Origin of the sequence: Lacrimispora algidixylanolytica, assembly GCF_003609635.1 — a bacterium.
Lineage (GTDB): Bacteria > Bacillota > Clostridia > Lachnospirales > Lachnospiraceae > Lacrimispora > Lacrimispora algidixylanolytica.
Genome location: NZ_MCIA01000003.1, coordinates 119,985 through 137,266, shown reverse-complemented (window position 1 = coordinate 137,266; position 17,282 = coordinate 119,985). Strand labels below are relative to the sequence as shown.

12 protein-coding genes are annotated in these 17,282 nt (G+C 42.0%); 5 read left to right on the top strand and 7 right to left on the bottom strand.

What is annotated here, in order from left to right; all coding sequences use genetic code 11:
- Positions 1–324: 324 nt before the first annotated feature.
- Together BET01_RS04025 and BET01_RS04020 are read right to left on the bottom strand one after the other, a co-directional pair.
- Positions 325–1,524 (bottom strand): Acg family FMN-binding oxidoreductase, encoded by a 1,200-nt coding sequence (locus tag BET01_RS04025; RefSeq protein ID WP_120195479.1) that lies wholly within the window; start codon positions 1,522–1,524, stop codon positions 325–327.
- A complete protein-coding gene (locus BET01_RS04020; RefSeq protein WP_120195478.1) occupies positions 1,511–2,185 on the bottom strand; it encodes a TetR/AcrR family transcriptional regulator in 675 nt (224 codons plus the stop codon). Before BET01_RS04020 ends, BET01_RS04025 begins: the two co-directional genes overlap by 14 nt.
- Positions 2,186–2,534: 349 nt before the next feature.
- Here BET01_RS04020 and BET01_RS04015 point away from each other — a divergent pair, with 349 nt between their 5' ends.
- Both BET01_RS04015 and BET01_RS04010 read left to right on the top strand, forming a co-directional pair.
- A complete protein-coding gene (locus BET01_RS04015) occupies positions 2,535–2,864 on the top strand; it encodes a PadR family transcriptional regulator (RefSeq protein ID WP_120195477.1) in 330 nt (109 codons plus the stop codon).
- Positions 2,861–3,481, top strand: a complete 621-nt coding sequence (locus BET01_RS04010) for a DUF2812 domain-containing protein (protein ID WP_120195476.1) — start codon at positions 2,861–2,863, stop codon at positions 3,479–3,481. Before BET01_RS04015 ends, BET01_RS04010 begins: the two co-directional genes overlap by 4 nt.
- 8 nt (positions 3,482–3,489) lie before the next feature.
- Here BET01_RS04010 and BET01_RS04005 read toward each other — a convergent pair whose 3' ends face one another.
- Together BET01_RS04005 and vanR are read right to left on the bottom strand one after the other, a co-directional pair.
- On the bottom strand, positions 3,490–3,912 hold the full coding sequence (locus BET01_RS04005; protein WP_408610145.1) for a M15 family metallopeptidase: 423 nt from the start codon (positions 3,910–3,912) through the stop codon (positions 3,490–3,492).
- A 248-nt stretch (positions 3,913–4,160) separates the two neighbouring features.
- Positions 4,161–4,862 carry a VanR-ABDEGLN family response regulator transcription factor gene (vanR, locus tag BET01_RS04000; protein WP_120195475.1) on the bottom strand — a complete coding sequence of 234 codons (702 nt, stop codon included), beginning with the start codon at positions 4,860–4,862 and terminating at the stop codon, positions 4,161–4,163.
- A gap of 258 nt (positions 4,863–5,120) precedes the next feature.
- Between vanR and BET01_RS03995 the strand changes: the two genes are divergently transcribed.
- The 3 genes from BET01_RS03995 to BET01_RS03980 all read left to right on the top strand — a co-directional run bounded on the left by BET01_RS03995 (position 5,121) and on the right by BET01_RS03980 (position 12,234).
- Positions 5,121–7,187 (top strand): DUF7948 domain-containing protein, encoded by a 2,067-nt coding sequence (locus BET01_RS03995; RefSeq protein ID WP_158584980.1) that lies wholly within the window; start codon positions 5,121–5,123, stop codon positions 7,185–7,187.
- 94 nt (positions 7,188–7,281) lie between these two features.
- Positions 7,282–9,366, top strand: a complete 2,085-nt coding sequence (locus tag BET01_RS03990) for a DUF7948 domain-containing protein (RefSeq protein WP_158584979.1) — start codon at positions 7,282–7,284, stop codon at positions 9,364–9,366.
- Between the two features lie 792 nt (positions 9,367–10,158).
- On the top strand, positions 10,159–12,234 hold the full coding sequence (locus BET01_RS03980; RefSeq protein WP_120195471.1) for a DUF7948 domain-containing protein: 2,076 nt from the start codon (positions 10,159–10,161) through the stop codon (positions 12,232–12,234).
- A gap of 118 nt (positions 12,235–12,352) precedes the next feature.
- Here the strand turns inward: BET01_RS03980 and BET01_RS21425 are convergent, their stop codons facing one another.
- The 3 genes from BET01_RS21425 to BET01_RS03960 all read right to left on the bottom strand — a co-directional run bounded on the left by BET01_RS21425 (position 12,353) and on the right by BET01_RS03960 (position 17,206).
- Positions 12,353–14,365: a BclA C-terminal domain-containing protein gene (locus tag BET01_RS21425; protein ID WP_147422791.1), complete on the bottom strand. Its 2,013-nt coding sequence runs from the start codon at positions 14,363–14,365 to the stop codon at positions 12,353–12,355.
- 192 nt (positions 14,366–14,557) lie between these two features.
- Positions 14,558–15,013: a hypothetical protein gene (locus BET01_RS03965; protein ID WP_120195470.1), complete on the bottom strand. Its 456-nt coding sequence runs from the start codon at positions 15,011–15,013 to the stop codon at positions 14,558–14,560.
- A gap of 594 nt (positions 15,014–15,607) precedes the next feature.
- On the bottom strand, positions 15,608–17,206 hold the full coding sequence (locus BET01_RS03960) for a recombinase family protein (RefSeq protein WP_120195469.1): 1,599 nt from the start codon (positions 17,204–17,206) through the stop codon (positions 15,608–15,610).
- Positions 17,207–17,282 lie beyond the last annotated feature (76 nt).

The window sequence follows — 17,282 nt, the reverse complement described above, 5'->3', positions numbered from 1 at the left end:
CCTCCCAGGTTCTTTGTATAAATTTTCTATTAGTAATAGGAATAATATATATTATACATAGTTTCTTCCATTGTATCAATGAAAGTGTTTTTCTTTGTTTCTGGACTTTTATTTTACATTCTTTTATTTTACGTTCAAATGGTTGTTTTTGAGAAATACAATCATGTTGTGGCACAAAAACTATGAAAACACCTTACTAGAAACATAAAAAGCATATGATGAGAAAGGGAAAAGACAGCAACAAATTGATGTCTCATACCCTTTTTACCATATGCTTTTTCCTTATATTATGTAACTAAGTTTTTTCACCAATTCAAAAATCCATTATTTTGTTACAAAAAAGTCCATGATATCCTGCCTCATGCTAAAGGGCATCCGATCCTTGGGAAATCCAGTTCGAAACAACATCTGAATGGTGCCTCCTTCTGGTGCGTATTTTTGCTTGAATTCGGTATATATGCGGTTCATTTCCGGATATTCTTCTAGTACTTGACTGAGCGGCTGCATGGCAAGCCCCATGGTATGTCCTGTGAGCACAAGCTGGCTGTAAATCATTCCGCTCCTGACCTGCGTTGCCCGGTCGTTTTTTTGGGTTACGATCATAACATAGGCTGGATTGTTGTCAACGGATGTCAGAGTCGATTTGATAAAGTTCTGGCTGGCTGACTTTCCTGAATTGAGAGATGGAAAAATCGTAAGCATTCCCTGCAAGACTGGCTTCATAAGGCCACTCGTCCCCTGCCCTTCCACGGAAAAACCGTAACGATACTGATTTTTCTGGTGCTCATTGGGGCGGAATATGGTATTTGTCTCTTCCATCACACGGGGAACTCCTGCTTCTGTCGTGGCACTTTTCATGACGTAAGATGTAATGTAAGAACGATCGGATAACTCCTTGTATACCTTAATTGAAATATCAGAAGTTTCAGAAACTGATTCCAGGCTGGAAATCTCATACGGAGATAGCTCATGGTCCCAGTAAGGCATTCGGTTCGTATCTGGCATGTACATGGCGTTATAAAGTGGGGTATCCTCATGCTGAGCGCTTTTTAAGGTTATTTTTGCTACCGGCAAGGTATCCATACTTTGGAGTAAATTTCCTTCGTCATATTCTCCATTGGGGAACAGCTTAATCTTCACATTCCACCCCTCTTTTTCACCTGCCACTAGTACGTATTCTAAAAAGGTTCCCTGTGATATCATCATCTGGCGATACTCAGGATCCACTTCTTTTGTTATGCGCTCACGGTTGGCATAGAGATAAAATGACATGGAATCTGTTGAGTCAAACCTTAGAGTCCACGGCTGCATGTTATGTCCGCTTGCCGCTAATATCCCTCTGGCAGCCAGACGGATTCTGGGATCACTGTAATTTTCAAAATACTCTTTTGACCACGGATTTAAATATTTCTTCTTCATAAAACCTCCACTGATGGTAAAAAGTGTGATGAATAGAAATATGATTGCCACAGTAAGGAAAAGCAACCCTTTTGCCATGATATCAGAGGATTTATTTCCTTTCATGTTCCACTTCTCCTTTCACGGCAATCAAATGCATCATCATATAGAAGGAATCCGTCATAAATTCCTCGGAAGAGATGTTATGATACGCTTTTAGATAATCTTTTTTTCTCTCTCTTGTATTAAATACTCCCACGGTGAATGCCCATAAAATCAAAGCTGTCTTTTCACTGTCAAGCTCCCCTCGGACACTTCCCTCCTCCTTGCCCCGATCCAATGATTTGGAGAGATAACCAAAAATCCTTTCCCCCAATTGATAACACTCATCAATTGCGGCATCTTCTACACCGGTATATTGGTCACAATCCTTGGTTTCATATTCCATAATGGCTTTAAAGTACGGGGCACACTCCTGGCTGAACTGATAAAAGGATAAGAAAATAGTACGCAACTCATCCATGGCATTCCCCTGCTTTTTTTCTTTAAAATTGGCTTCCAGCATTGTAATTAGCAGACGATACCCTCGTATCATAATTTCAAAATAGATTTGTACCTTGCTGTTAAAATACATATAAATGGTTTTCTTCGTAAATCCAGCTTCTCGTGCAACTTTATCCATAGAAGCATTCTCATATCCGATGGAAAAGAAGACCCGTTCCGCGGCGTCAATGATATAACCTCTTCTCAGTTCTTTTTCCTCCATGCTGTGTTCTTTTCGTCCCATAATACCACCTTATTTTACTGCATTCATTTTAAGTATACTAATAGTTTACTCAAAATGAATATATGCCTTATTCCCTCATTTGTCAACCAATCATGAGAATTTATTTTTCATTTATAAAGTACTTCGAGAGGATTTTATGAAATACTACATTTACAGGTACTGCTTTTATTTCACTATGGTTTTACGAAGCGATCTCTTTATCACTTAATGGAAAAATTATACTCCCATGAAATCCTGCTTGACATATACAGTTCAACTATATATAATAGCTGTATACAGTACAACTATACATTCAAACTGTATTTGAATCTAAAGTCTATTCCTATTAAATCGCTATTGGAGGTCCATTATGAATCGAGACAAAAATTTACCGCTTACAGAGACGGTCTACTATATTCTGTTATCCTTACTCGAACCACTACACGGATATATGATCATGCAGAAGGTGGAGGAGGAAAGCGGCGGGCAAGTCCGTCTAGCGGCCGGTACCCTATATGGTGCCATTGAAAACTTATTAAAATCCAAGTACATTCAACCAATTCCTAGCGATGACAAACGAAGAAAAGTTTATGAAATCACGGAAAAAGGCAGAGAGATATTACTCATGGATATGCGCCGTATGGAACATATGATTGCTGTCACCAAACAGTCTTTTGAAAAAGGAGGAGAAAAACAATGAACGTGATTAAATTCAAATTATTTAAAAGCTACTTACAAGAAGAGCAATGGTTAAACCAGCTTTCTAAAACTGGTTTGGAGCTAGTGAAAAAGGGATTGTTTTATACCTTTAAAAAGGGCTCCAAACAGCCTCTAATATATGCAATTGATTACCGAATCTTTAAAAACAAAGCGGATTATGAGGAGTATCTTGGTCTTTTTCATGACTCTGGTTGGAAACACATGACTGGAAGCATACGGTCCGGGGAACATTACTTTACGGCTTTTCAGGGGCAAGAGAAAGTAGTTTCCATCTTCTCAGATAGGGATTCCTCTGCCATGCGTTACAAGAAAAAAGCGGTTAACAGCTTTCAGGGATTTTTAACACTCCTATGCTATCTCCTCGTAGCCCACAGTTTAAAAATCATTGATCTGAGAATGATGATCCAGCCTGAGCGGGCATTTTTAACACCTGGACTTTGGGAAAGAAGTGGAGAAGTGTTTTGGAAGGCATTTTACTTTGAATTGCCCTTTGCCCTGATTTTTCGTATGATTCCGGTAGTTTTATTTGTCGGTTATCTCATTCTTTTAATGATTTATTGGTTCTGGTCGGTCTATGGCATCAAGCAGGAACAATAACAATCGTTCTATTGGTTTACTTTATTTAGATATTCTTCCAGGCAGATACCTCTTTTGTATATTTGAGCTGCCGCTTCCTTTCCGACATAACGATAATGCCAGGGTTCATTGATTACCCCTGTTATATCCGTCTTGTCGGCAGGGTAGCGAAGAATAACGGCTACCCACGCATCGGCCCTGGTCCTTGCCTCTTCCTGGGAGTGTCCCTTTGCTTTGTATTCAGCGACTTTTTCCTTCATTAAACTCTTTTGCTTCTTTTCAGTTCTATATCCAGACCCTGCAATGGGATAGATATTTTCACTTCTGGCCGCATCAAACATTTCCTGCAATTCAGGATAAATCCGCTTATCTACTAATTGTCCATTTGTTAATTCCATTAGCTCCACTTCATAATCATCTGGAATGGAATTCCACTTATTTACTAAAATCAAGTTCCATGAGGTTTCCTTGGCTATTTGCTTCCTGTTTCATGGTGATTTTCCTTTCTCATTTGGATCTAAACACATATTAAAAGCTCCTGTTTCGTAATTATCTTACCAAACAGGAGCTTTCCTGATTTTAATATTTTATTGTTTAAATCCTAAGAAAAACCTAATACCAAACGGAAAATTAGAAAAGCAAATACCATTATTCCTAAAAACCAAAAAACAATTTAGGCTGAAAATAGTTAGCTTTATACTTACTCTTCAATTTTATATCCTATTCCCCATATGGTTTTAATGTAGTTTGGTTTTTCTACCGTATCGTTCATCTTCTCTCTCAGGTGACGAATATGGACCGTAATGGTGTTGTTACTTTTACTGTAATACTCGTCCTGCCAAATCTTATGAAATAATTCCTCTGCGCTCACCACATTTCCTTTATTTTCTAAAAGAATGCGGAGAATCGAAAATTCCGTGGGAGTCAGGGCAAGGGGTCTTTCATCCAAAGTGCACTCGTGGGTCTTAATGTCCATCAACAAACCGGAATGGGCAATCACAGACTCCTCCGTTTCCGTGGAATGCGATGGATTATATTTTTTATATCTTCGTAACTGCGCTTTTACTCTTGCTACTATCTCAAGGGGGCGAAAAGGCTTTGTAATATAATCATCTGCGCCTAATGTCAAACCTGTTATTTTATCAATCTCTTCATCTTTTGCCGTCAGCATGATAATTGGGTAGGTGTGCTGCTCCCTAATCTTCTGACATAGTTTAAACCCACTCATATCCGGCAGCATGATATCCAATATAGCAAGGTCAAGTTCCGTGGTCTCAATGCAGGCAAGGGTATCTCTTGCTGAATAAAATTTATAAACCGTGTATCCTTCATTGTTTAAATATAATTCCACTAAGTCCGCAATTTCCTGTTCGTCATCTACAATCAGTATTTTTTCCTGCATATCTGCGATACTCCTTTCCATGGTTATGGAGGACAGCTTATTTTATCAGTTTTCCAAACGTTAATTATCATTTTTTTACTGAGATATTATTAAGATTTCCCTAACATTATATACTCTGCCCGAAATATTATCAAGAAACAAGGGATTTGAAGGGACTTGTTTGAATGCTATTAGGTGGCATTTGGTATGTCTGTCTCATAAATTATGACTTTTGCATACTATGCTTTGTATAGCAATGAAAAAAACAGGGGGTATATTATGCAAAATATTGTGACACACCCAATGAGTAAATATCAGACGAAACTCCCTCTCTCTTTTGTGAAAAACAGCGGTCAGGAAGATTCCAGAGCTCACTTTACTACAAGCTATAAAGGACGGCGCTTTTTCTTTTCTTCGGACCGGATCACTTCTGTGGAACTGGAACCTATAGAGGAACCAGTACCGGAGCCAGATGATCCCCGAAATGGTGTAGCCGTTGAACTTTCATTTGTAAATGCAAATCCCAATCTTATTCCAGAGGGAATATTACCGCAGCCAGGATACCACCATTTTTATCGGGGAAATGACTCTTTAAAATGGAAAAATGGAGTTCCTCATTATAAAGAGCTTTTATATTCTGCTGTCTGGGAGGGCGTGGATCTGGAGCTATCGGGCAGTCAAGATGGCATGAAGATGAACTGGATATTAGACGGGTCAAATAGAGTTTCTTCCATTCGTCTTCACTGGGCAGGAGCAGACAGTCTGGAGCTGGATGCCACGGGGAATTTACTGGTCCATCATGCTTTGGGAACATTGACTGATTTAGCTCCCATTGCCTATCAGGAAATAGAGGGGGAAAGAATACCGGTCAGTTGTGTTTATCGGCTATATGGTAGCTTTGAACTTGGATTTGAACTCACAGGCTATTATATGGAAAATATTCCCGTTATCATTGATCCCATCTTAAGATATGCCACCTATTTAGGCGGCAGCTTATCAGACGATGGAAGAGGGATTGCCGTAGATACTAGGGGCTGCGCTTATGTTACGGGAACTACTTCTTCCGTTGATTTTCCTGTAACTCCCGGCGCTTTCCAAACCACCTTAGCAGGTAGCAGAGATGTATTTGTAACCAAGTTTGCCAGCAATGGCGGTTCCCTTATTTATTCCACCTATCTGGGAGGCAGCAACATTGAATCCGACAACTCCATTTCTTTAGATTCACAGGAATGCGCGTATGTGACAGGTCGGACTCTTTCAGCCGATTTTCCCATTACTCCCGGTGCGTTTCAAACTACTCTAGGAAATATATTTGTTACTAAACTTGCGCCAGATGGGGGGAGTTTGATTTATTCAACCTTTTTAGGGGGTACCGGAAATGGAACTGCTTATGGCATTGCAGTCGATCCTCAGGGTCATGCTTATGTGACTGGAAATACTAGCGACCTTAATTTTCCTGTGACTCCAGGTGCATTTCAAACTACAAAAATAGGGTTTGAAAGTGGATTTATTACAAAATTCTCACCTGACGGAGGAAGTCTTATCTATTCCACCTACCTGGAAAGCAGTGGTCAGGATGTAATTAACGACATTGCAGTGGATGTTCAGGGTTACGCCTATGTGACTGGTGTTACCAATTCCCCTGACTTTCCGGTAACTCCTGGCGCTTTTCAAACTACCTCCACAGGGAGTTCCGCAATTATAACAAAGCTCGCCCTTGATGGAAGTGCCCTTATTTATTCCACATTTTTGTCTGGTACTGCCACTACCTCGGCCGGACACAGCATTTCCGTAGATTCCTTGGGTTATGCATATATTACAGGGCGGGTCAATGGAGCTGGATTTCCAGTAACACCTGGTGCGTTCCAAACAACCTATGGAGGCGGGCTTGCAGATACGTTTGTTTCTATTTTATCATCAGGCGGAGACAGCCTTATTGCATCCACTTATTTTGGCGGATCAGTTGCAGATGTTAATTATGGAGGTGCTATTGACATGCAAGGCCGTATTTATGCCACCGGATACACCACCTCACCCAACTTTCCATTAACGCCTGATATAATACCTTCTTTATTAGATGGAAGTGCAAATATATATATCAGTATCTTCTCAGCAGATTTGACTAAGCTTCTTGTTTCTTACTGCCTGGGAAGTGGAAGTGGTTATAGCATTGCCACAGGGCTGGAAGGTGCAGTATATGTGTCAGGAGAGACCATGTCTACTGAATTTCCCGCCACCCCGGGTGCATACCAGACAACTTTAAATGGGTCCCGTAATGCATTCGTGACCAAAACAGGGTTTGCCTTTTACCGTCAGGCGTCGGTAGAAATAGAAGGATTGTTTTAGAGAATTAATGTTAGAATTACCACAACGACTTTTTAGCAAGCATATAAATTTTTCTCATTGCACTCTATAAATAATGAATTATGAGGTGTTATTTATGCAGAATATTGTAACTAATCCTTTTAACTATGAGACGAAACTCCCCCTCACTTTTATTAAAAACAACGGACAGGAAGATTCCAGAGCTCTCTTTACTACAAACCACAAGGACCGGCGACTGTTCTTCTCTTCTGACCGGATCACTTTGGTGGAACTGGAACCTTTGGAGGAATCACGAAAGGAACCAAATGACTTAACAGTGATTCCAACCGAATCAGAAACGCCCCGAAACGGCGTGGCTGTAGAACTTTCATTTGTAAATGCAAATTCCAATTTTACTCCTGAGGGAGTGTTGCCACAGCCAGGATACCACCATTTTTATAAGGGAAATGACTCTACAAGATGGAACAATGGTGTTCCTCATTATAAAGAACTTCGCTATCCTGATGTCTGGGAGGGCGTGGATTTGGAGATATTGGGTAGTCAAGATGGTATGAAGATGAACTGGGTATTAGACAGAGTAGACAGAGCCTCTTCTATACGACTACACTGGGCAGGGGCCGACAGTCTGGAACTAGACACCTCAGGAAACTTACTGGTCCACCATGCTTTGGGAACATTGACTGATTTAGCTCCCATTGCTTATCAGGAAATAGAGGGGGAAAGAAAGCCAGTAGACTGCGTTTATCGGATATATGGAAGTTTTGAACTTGGTTTTGAACTCACAGGTAGTTATTTGGAAAATACTCCGCTTATCATTGATCCGATCCTATCGTACGCCACCTACCTGGGGGGAAGTTTAACAGAATTTGGAAGAGGCATTGCGGTAGATACTCAGGGCTGTGCTTATGTTACGGGAATTACTACTTCTATTGACTTTCCTGTAACACCCGGTGCGTTTCAAACCACCTATGGTGGTGATACAGATGCATTTGTTACCAAGTTTGCAAGCAATGGTACCTCCCTTATTTATTCCACTTATGTGGGAGGCAGTGGCATTGAAGCCGACAACTTCATTTCCTTGGATACAGAAGGGTGTGCTTATATTACAGGTAGAACAACTTCAGCCGATTTCCCCATTACTCCCGGTGCATTTCAAACTACTAGTGGAAGTATATATGTTACTAAGCTTGCGCCAGATGGGGGGAGTTTGATTTATTCTACTTTTTTAGGGTTTACAGGAACTGGAAACGGAATCGCCGTTGATTCTCAGGGCTGTGCTTATGTTGCTGGATATACCAGTGATATTAATTTTCCTGTTACTCCTGGTGCATTTCAAACTACAAAATTGGGGCCACAAAGCGGATTTATTACAAAATTTTCTTCTGATGGAGGAAGCCTTGTCTATTCCACCTACCTGGAAGGCAGCGGTCAGGATATTATCAATGATATTGCGGTGGATGCTCAGGATTACGCCTATGTCACAGGTGTTACCACTTCCACTGACTTTCCTGTAACACCAGGCGCTTTTCAAACTACGACCAATGTAGATTCCGCGTTTATAACAAAGCTCTCCCTTGATGGAAGTGCCCTTATTTATTCCACCTATTTGTCTGGCAGTGCCGTTTCAAGCGGGCAAAGTATTTCTGTGGATTCTTATGGTAATACCTCTGTTACAGGGAACGTTAATGGGCCTGGTTTTCCAGTAACACCTGGAGCATTTCAGACAATCTATCCAGGAGGGTTTATAAATACGTTTATTTCCAAGTTATCTCCTGGCGGAGATAGTCTTATTGCCTCTACTTTTTTAGGAGGTAATAGTTCTGATGTTAACCGGGGAGGAACAATTGACGCGCAAGGCCGTATTTTCGCCACCGGAAACACTACCTCGCCCAACTTTCCTTTAACACCGGAAGTAATACCTTCAATATTTGAGGGAGGTGCAAATATATATATCAGTATCTTTTCCGCAGATTTAACAAAACTACTTGTTTCTTACTGTCTGGGAACTGGAATTGGTTATAGCATTGCTACAGGACCGGAAGGTGCAGTATATGTAACAGGGCAGACTCTTTCTACCGGATTTCCCGCCACGCCGGGTGCATTCCAGACAACTTTAAATGGAACCAGTGATGCGTTTGTGACCAAAACTGGGTTTGCCTTTTACCGTCAGGCATCGGTTGATATAACTGGATATTTATGATGATATGACGTATAGAGAATTGACTTTTTGACCTTTTTACAGGCATGTCTTATAAATAAGTTTTTTTGCATACTATGCTCTATAACATGTTTAAGACAGAGGTGCCTATTATGCAAGATCAATCAAATGATTCTATTCATTTAAATAAACGTAAGCTTCTCAGAGAGCCCACTTTACAACTAATTATAAAGGCCGTCGTTTTTTCTTTTCTTCAGATCGGATTACTTCCGTAGAATTGGAGCCTTTATAGGAAAAAGTCCCAGGCCCCGGCCATTTCCCAAGCGATTTTCTAGACCCGGATCAGCCCAGAAATGGCGTGGCTCTGGAGCTCTCCTTTATAAATGCAAATCCCGATATCACTCCAGGAGGGGTATCTCAACAGGAGGGCTATCACCCCTTCTTCATTAACAGGAACTTTTAATGCATTTATCAGCATTCTCTCAGCAGACTTGACTAACCTTTCTTGTTTCTTACTATTTGGGAGGCAGCAATACTGAATACGGATACGGCATTGCTATTGGGCCAGATGGAGCAATCTATACTACAGGAGTTACTTTCTCTGCTGATTTTCCTACTACAACAGGAGCGTACCAAACAACTCTAATCGGTAGTGGCGATGCCTTTGTTACAAAAACGGCTTTTGCATTCTATAAACAGTTTTCTCTGAGTATAAAAGGATTATTTTAGTAATGTAATATTTATAACATTTTTTAAAAGCTTTCTGTAAGGCTGTCTCACTAACAGAGCATTTTGCATATTATGCTTTATACCGTTTAGAAAGAGGTGTATATTATGCAAAATCATTTAAAAGATTCCATTCATTTAAATAAATGTAAGCTTCCTCTCTCCTTTGTAAAAAACAATGGGCAGGAAGATCAGAGAGCACACTTTACGACAAATTATAAAGGACGCCGTTTTTTCTTTTCTTCAGACCGGATTACTTCCGTGGAGCTGGAGCCTATAGAGGAAGAAGTCCCAGAGCCAGATCAGCCTAGAAATGGTGTGGCTCTGGAGCTCTCTTTTACAAATGCAAATACCAATCTTTTCCTGGAAGGAGTCTCTCAGCAGGAGGGATATCACCATTTTTTCAAAGGAGATGACTCTTTAAAATGGCAAAATGGAGTTTCACATTATAAGGAACTAAAATATAAAGCAGTCTGGCAGGGCGTAGATCTAGAGATTTCCGCCAGTGATGATGGTTTGAAAATGAACTGGTTATTAGATAGTCCAGAACATATTACTTCTATCCAGCTTCATTGGGAAGGGGCTGAAAGTCTGGAAATAGACGAGACAGGAAATCTTCTGGTACACCATGCTCTGGGAACTCTCACCGACTTAGCTCCTATTGCTTATCAGCAGATAAATGGTATTGTCATACCAGTGAACTGCGCCTATCAGCTTTACAATAATTTCGACATTGGCTTTGAATTAGTTGGGAATTATTCTTCAGATTTCCCCCTTGTTATAGACCCTATCCTACAGTATTCCACCTATCTTGGAGGTGCAGATATCCAATACGGTCAATCAATTGCAGTAGATGACCAGGGTCATGCCTATGTGGTTGGATACGTGAATTCAACTGGTTTCCCAGTAACACCAGGTGCTTTTCAGACTACTTTCTCTGGTAATGAGGATGCGTATGTCACAAAGTTTTCCAGCAACGGAGAATCTCTTGTTTATTCTACGTATCTTGGAGGCAATGGCATAGATCGAGGCCTTGGTATCTCCTTGGATGATGAGTATTGTGCCTATGTCACAGGAGAAACCCGCTCTATAAACTTTCCAATAACACCAGGCGCTTTTCAAACCACTCGTGGCTATATGTTTGTTACTAAAATAGCTGCAGACGGTGGGAGCCTTATCTACTCCTCTTTTTTAGGAAACAGCAATACTGATATTAGTTATGATATTGCAGTGGATTCTCAAGGAAGTGCTTATGTGACAGGGCAAACCTCCTCCACTATTTTGCCTTCTACTCCCGGCGCCTTTCAAATGACCTTACCCAATACTACCGGCAGTGGGTTTATTACTAAAGTTTCTCCTGACGGAGCAAGCCTAATTTACTCCACCTACCTTGGCGGTAATTTTTTTGATGGTTGCCTTGGAATTGCATTGGACACTCAGGGGCATGCGTATGTGACTGGTACTACCCGATCTACCAATTTCCCGGTAACACCCGGTGCTTTCCAAACCACTTTTATTGAGCAGGAAGCATTTATTACAAAACTGGCAATCGACGGAAGTTCTCTTGTCTACTCTACCTTTTTGGGTGGAAGCAGTATTGATTACGGTTATGGCATTGCCTTGGATTCCTTGGGTCATGCTTTTGTCACGGGAGAAACCAATTCATTCGATTTTCCGGTAACACCTGGCGCTTTCCAGACAACAAAAGGCCCTGCTAATCTTCAACCATATGTATCCAAGTTATCTCCATCTGGAGAAAGTCTGATTGCATCCACCTATTTGGGGGGAAGCACCGCGAGTTCAGTTAGAGATATCTACACCGATTTACAGGGCCATGCATATATCACAGGATTTACTTCAGCAACCGACTTTCCAATAACACCAAACGTGATCCCCTCAGCTTTGAGAGGATCTAATGATGCATTTATCAGCATTTTATCAACAGATCTAAGTAACCTTCTTGTTTCATACTATCTAGGGGGTAGCAGAGGGGATGATGGTCGCGGCATTAAAATCGGACCGGAAGGTGCAGTATATACAGTAGGGATTACTAGCTCGACTGATTTCCCCGTTACGCCAGGAGCATACCAAACAACTTTAATTGGGAGAGATGATGCTTATGTTAACAAAGCAGCGTTTGCATTTTATAATCAATTATCTTTGAATGTAATAAAATTAGTATAAATATCTCCTTTAAAACAAGGTGTCTTGGTTAATATTAAATGCCGGCAATCTGTCTATGAATGACAGATTGCCGGCATCTATTTTTTTATTCTCCCAGCCTACCTCTTAACAGCCTTATCTACTCGACTCTCAAAGTAATTACATCCCCTGCTGTAAGACTCAGTATAAATGAGTTTGAGAATGTTCCCACCATTATTTCAGTTGGAACGGCGGCAGAACTAACATCTACTCCATTGACTGCTAAGGTAACCGTAGCGTCAATATTATTGCTTATTGAGATACTATAATTGATTTTATATATGCCGGTTTGCTCTATTGTTATAGGTGCAGTACCAGGTGTATGGGTAATCCCCTGCATAATCCCGTTATTACTAAAAATAACATCTCCTGAAAGTAATACTGCTGTTTCAGAATCCTCTGCCAACGGTGTAAATACATTTCCAAAAACAGTTATGCCTGGTCCTGTGTCACCAGTTGGGCCGGTTGGACCCGTCGCTCCCGTTGGACCGGTATCTCCCGTCGGACCAGTATCCCCAGTTGGGCCGGTCGCTCCTGTGGGGCCAAGACCAGTGGGACCGGTTACTCCTGTCGGACCGGTATCTCCCGTTGGGCCGGTCGCTCCCGTTGGGCCGGTTACTCCTGTCGGGCCGGTGGCTCCTGTCGGACCGGCATCTCCCGTTGGACCAGTCGCTCCCGTTGGACCAGTCAATCCAGTTGGACCAGTCAATCCAGTTGGGCCAGTCAATCCGGTTGGACCAGTCGCTCCGGTTGGACCAATCGCTCCCGTTGGGCCGGTATCTCCGGTTGGACCGGTAACTCCGGTTGGACCCGTCGCTCCCGTTGGACCGGTTAATCCAGTTGGGCCAGTCAATCCAGTTGGGCCAGTCAATCCGGTTGGACCAATAACTCCCGTTGGACCGGTATCCCCGGTTGGGCCGGTAGCTCCCGTCGGGCCTGTATCTCCCGTTGGGCCAGTCGAGCCCGTAGCTCCAGTTGGACCTGTCGCTCCAGTTGGGCCAGTGGCCCCAGTTGGGCCGGTAGCTCCAGTTGGACCTGTCGCTCCCGTTGGACCGGCTCCGGTTGGGCCTGTAACTCCCGTTGGGCCAGTAGTTCCCGTTGGGCCGGTATTTCCCGTTGGACCCGTAATTCCAGTTGGTCCTGTAACTCCCGATGGACCGGTCGCTCCCGTTGGACCGGTATCCCCGGTTGGACCCGTGGCTCCCGTTGGACCCGTGGCTCCCATTGGACCCGTAGCTCCCGTCGGGCCGGTAACTCCCGTTGGACCTGTAGTTCCCGATGGTCCTGCCGCTCCCGTTGGACCCGTGGCTCCCGTCGGGCCGGCATCTCCCGTTGGACCCGTAATTCCCGATAGACCTGTCGCTCCCGTTGGACCCGTGGCTCCCATCGGGCCTGTATCCCCTGTTGGACCCGTGGTTCCCGATAGACCAGTGGTTCCTGTAGCTCCCGTTGGACCGGTTATCCCCATTGGACCGGTGGCTCCCGTTGGACCCGTGGCTCCTGTTGGGCCAGTTTCCCCGGTTGGACCTATTTCTCCCGTCGGGCCCACTGCTCCGGTAGAACCTGTGGCTCCCGTTGCGCCGGTTTCACCTGCCGCTCCTGTTGGGCCAATGGCTCCTGTCTCACCAGTTGATCCAGTCGGCCCGGTGACTCCCGTTTCCCCTAATGGACCTGTTGCCCCAGTTGGACCGGTGGCTCCGATGGCTCCACTGTCCCCGGTCGGGCCGGTAAATCCAGTCGGACCAATACCTCCGGTTGGACCAGTATCCCCCTCCGGTCCGGTCGCTCCCGTTGGACCATCACTTCCGGTCGGGCCAGTTAACCCCGTCGGGCCGGTCGCTCCCGTTGGACCAGTTGCCCCCGTTGGACCCGTTGCTCCCGTTGGACCTGTATCTCCCGTTGGACCAGTTGCTCCCGTTGGACCGGAGGCTCCTGTTGGTCCGGTCGTTCCCGTTGAACCTGTGGCTCCTGTTGGACCGATATCTCCCGTTGGACCAGTTGCCCCCGTGGAGCCAATATCTCCGGTTGGACCTGTTGCACCAGAAGGACCACTCTCACCCGTGGGGCCTGTTGCCCCTGTCGGACCGGTGGCTCCGTTTAACTTATGTAACATACTTCTATTCTTCTGGGAAAGGGTTTTTGAAATTATAGTTGTCTACCTAGATAAATTCCTTTAATAAATCTCCATATATTCGTACCTCATCATCAAACAGCATACCATTGAATAGTCTAAATTTATTTTATGCATAATATTTGTTTACTTTAGAGATATTTAGAAAGATTATTATAATATTTCTTTTGATTTTTACCATAAGTTTAACGGAGCAGTTGCTCCAGTGGGGCCAGTTCCACCTGAGCCTTCGTCCCCAATTACAACAAGTGTTGCTTTGACCGGAACTATGGTGGGATAATATACTGTTGCAGTACTGTTATTTCTAAGCTCTACCGTTACAGGTGCTTCTTTGACCACAAGTATTCCCACACCTACAACCTCACCTGTCTTAATAGGAGAGTTGCCTACAAGAAGGTCACCCTGAGATGATACAAGCGTGAAACCTACACCATTTGAGGAGGCAGAAGATTGGGTATCTACCCACCAGTCAAATTCATATCTACCCGGCTGAAGCAAAGTTATGGTTCCGGTAGCACTGTTATAGGTGACTGAATCAGATATAACTACAATGGAATCAAAAATAACATTTTGATTCACGTCTACGGTTCCGGCGGCTAACCGCTCTATCTGTAATACTGTGTTGCTCATGATATCCTTCTCCTTTACTAAAAATAAATTTTGTCGAACAATAACTGCAAAAGGGCTCCTTAATTATCTATTTTTATCTAGTACTTTTGCAGCTATTATACTTATAATAATATGTCAAGCCGATTTGCTGAGTGTATATTTGTGACTACTTTATCTTGCTAAAATCTGGTATTATCACAGTAAATATCCCCTGGCAAAAATTAGCGTATGCAAAGCCTCTTACAGGTTTAAAATTATAAATAATAACAATATACTTTGTTTGACACTAGAAAAGATTGTCTAAAAAGTTCATTTAAAAGCTTGACTTTCTAGAATACTAATACGTACAAAGAGAGTGCAGATATATAATCCTAAAAAAACAGGCAGTCTTTATCTTCAAGGCTACCTGTTTTTTTAAACTAGATTATAAGGAGGCTTATATTATTATAATATTCTGAACTTATAAAGGTAACATTGGACACATATTCAGTAATGACACGCACCTCATAAGTGGAGGTGGTGGTGGTAGGTGCCGTATCTACATAAGTTTGTGATATAATATAGGAAATATTTGAACCGCCGGACCGGTTGCTCCGTTCAACTTATGTCTATTAATTATTCCTTTTGAAATGGACTTTTAAAATTATAACTGATAAATACATTCCTCTCTTTGTCTATTTCAATCTTCTCAATTAGTTGTGTCAGTATCGCTTTATCCGGTGTTCTAAATTGAATAATATCCGTAAGACATTTTTTATAATCCTCACTCCCAATTTGAGAAGCTTTCAGCTCTAGCTGCAAATTTTTTATATGCTGGTATTGTGTGTTTATCATTTCTTTTTCTTTGCTATAATCATTAAGCAGGCTGATAAAGGTATCGTTTGCAATAATATTTTTCACTCTATCCTCGTATAACCTTTTTATATAGGTCTGTATCTCCCCACATCGCTTCTCTAACTGAAAGATTTCCCCACCGTACATATCTAATTTTTCCTTTTTCACCAAAGACCCAAATTGGGCCTCATAATCCAGGGGTAACACTTTATCAGCAATGTTTATAAGTTCCTTCACAACAAAATCATTTAAAGTTTCTTCATCAATATAATGACTACAACAATAATCTTTTCCGTGCTTTAAATACATGATACAGTTCATTTTATGTTGCCCATTCACCTTTTTATAAGTGAGCTTTGCCCCACACTCCTTACAGTATACCAAACCATTAAGCAGATGCTTTGCTCCATCCTTTCTTGAGTAAAGAACGGCCTTTTTAACAATCATCTCCTGTACCAGATTGTATTGATCTTGCTCTATAATAGGTTCATGGGTATTCTCAACGATAATCCATTCTGATTGTTTGTAATTTTTCATCTTCTTTGATTTATAGTTGACTCGTTCTGATCTCCTTTGTGCCATATGGCCTAGATATGTGGGATTGGTGCATACGTTTTTTATCATTCCCTGATTCCATAATCTCCGATCCGTCCTTCTGTTCTTATAGTTGCAGAAGGTCTCCTTGTAAGCAATGGGAGAAGGTACTTTTTCTTCATTTAAAATCTTAGCTATGGCTCCCATGCTGTTATCGTTGAGGATTAGTTTGTATATGCGTACTACAATGGAGGAGGCATATGGGTCGATTATCAACTTATTTTTGTTATTGGTATCTTTTAAATACCCATAAGGAGCAAATGCACCAATGAATTGGCCTCTTTTCCTCTTTTGATCAAATACAAAACGAATTTTCTTGGAAATATCCTTTGCGTACATATCATTTAAAAGAGATTTAAAAGGACCCATATCATTAAAGCTGTCCGTCGTACTGGTATCGATACCGTCGCTTAAGGCAATGTAACGTATATTTTTTTCTGGAAAATACCGTTCCAGGTAGTAACCGGTTGCGATATAGTCTCGCCCTAACCGAGACAAATCTTTTGTTATCACTAAATTTATTTTCTTTTTTTCAATATCACTTAGTAACTGTCTAAATCCAGGACGGTCAAAACGAAGACCAGAGTACCCGTCATCTATATATACCTTGTGACAGACCCACCCCTGTAAACGTACATATTCCATAAGTATATTTCTTTGGTTTTCTATGCTGGTTGATTGACCGATTGTTTCATCTTCCTTTGATAGCCTCAGATAAACAGCAACTTTATATTCATTTACGAATTGTTTAAGTTCTGAACTGGTATGGTTATCATTAACAATCATTCTTGCGCTCCCTTTCGTCTTCTATTTGCTCGCTGCCTACCGAACGACTTTTTATTGCTTTGGAATCCTTAATGAT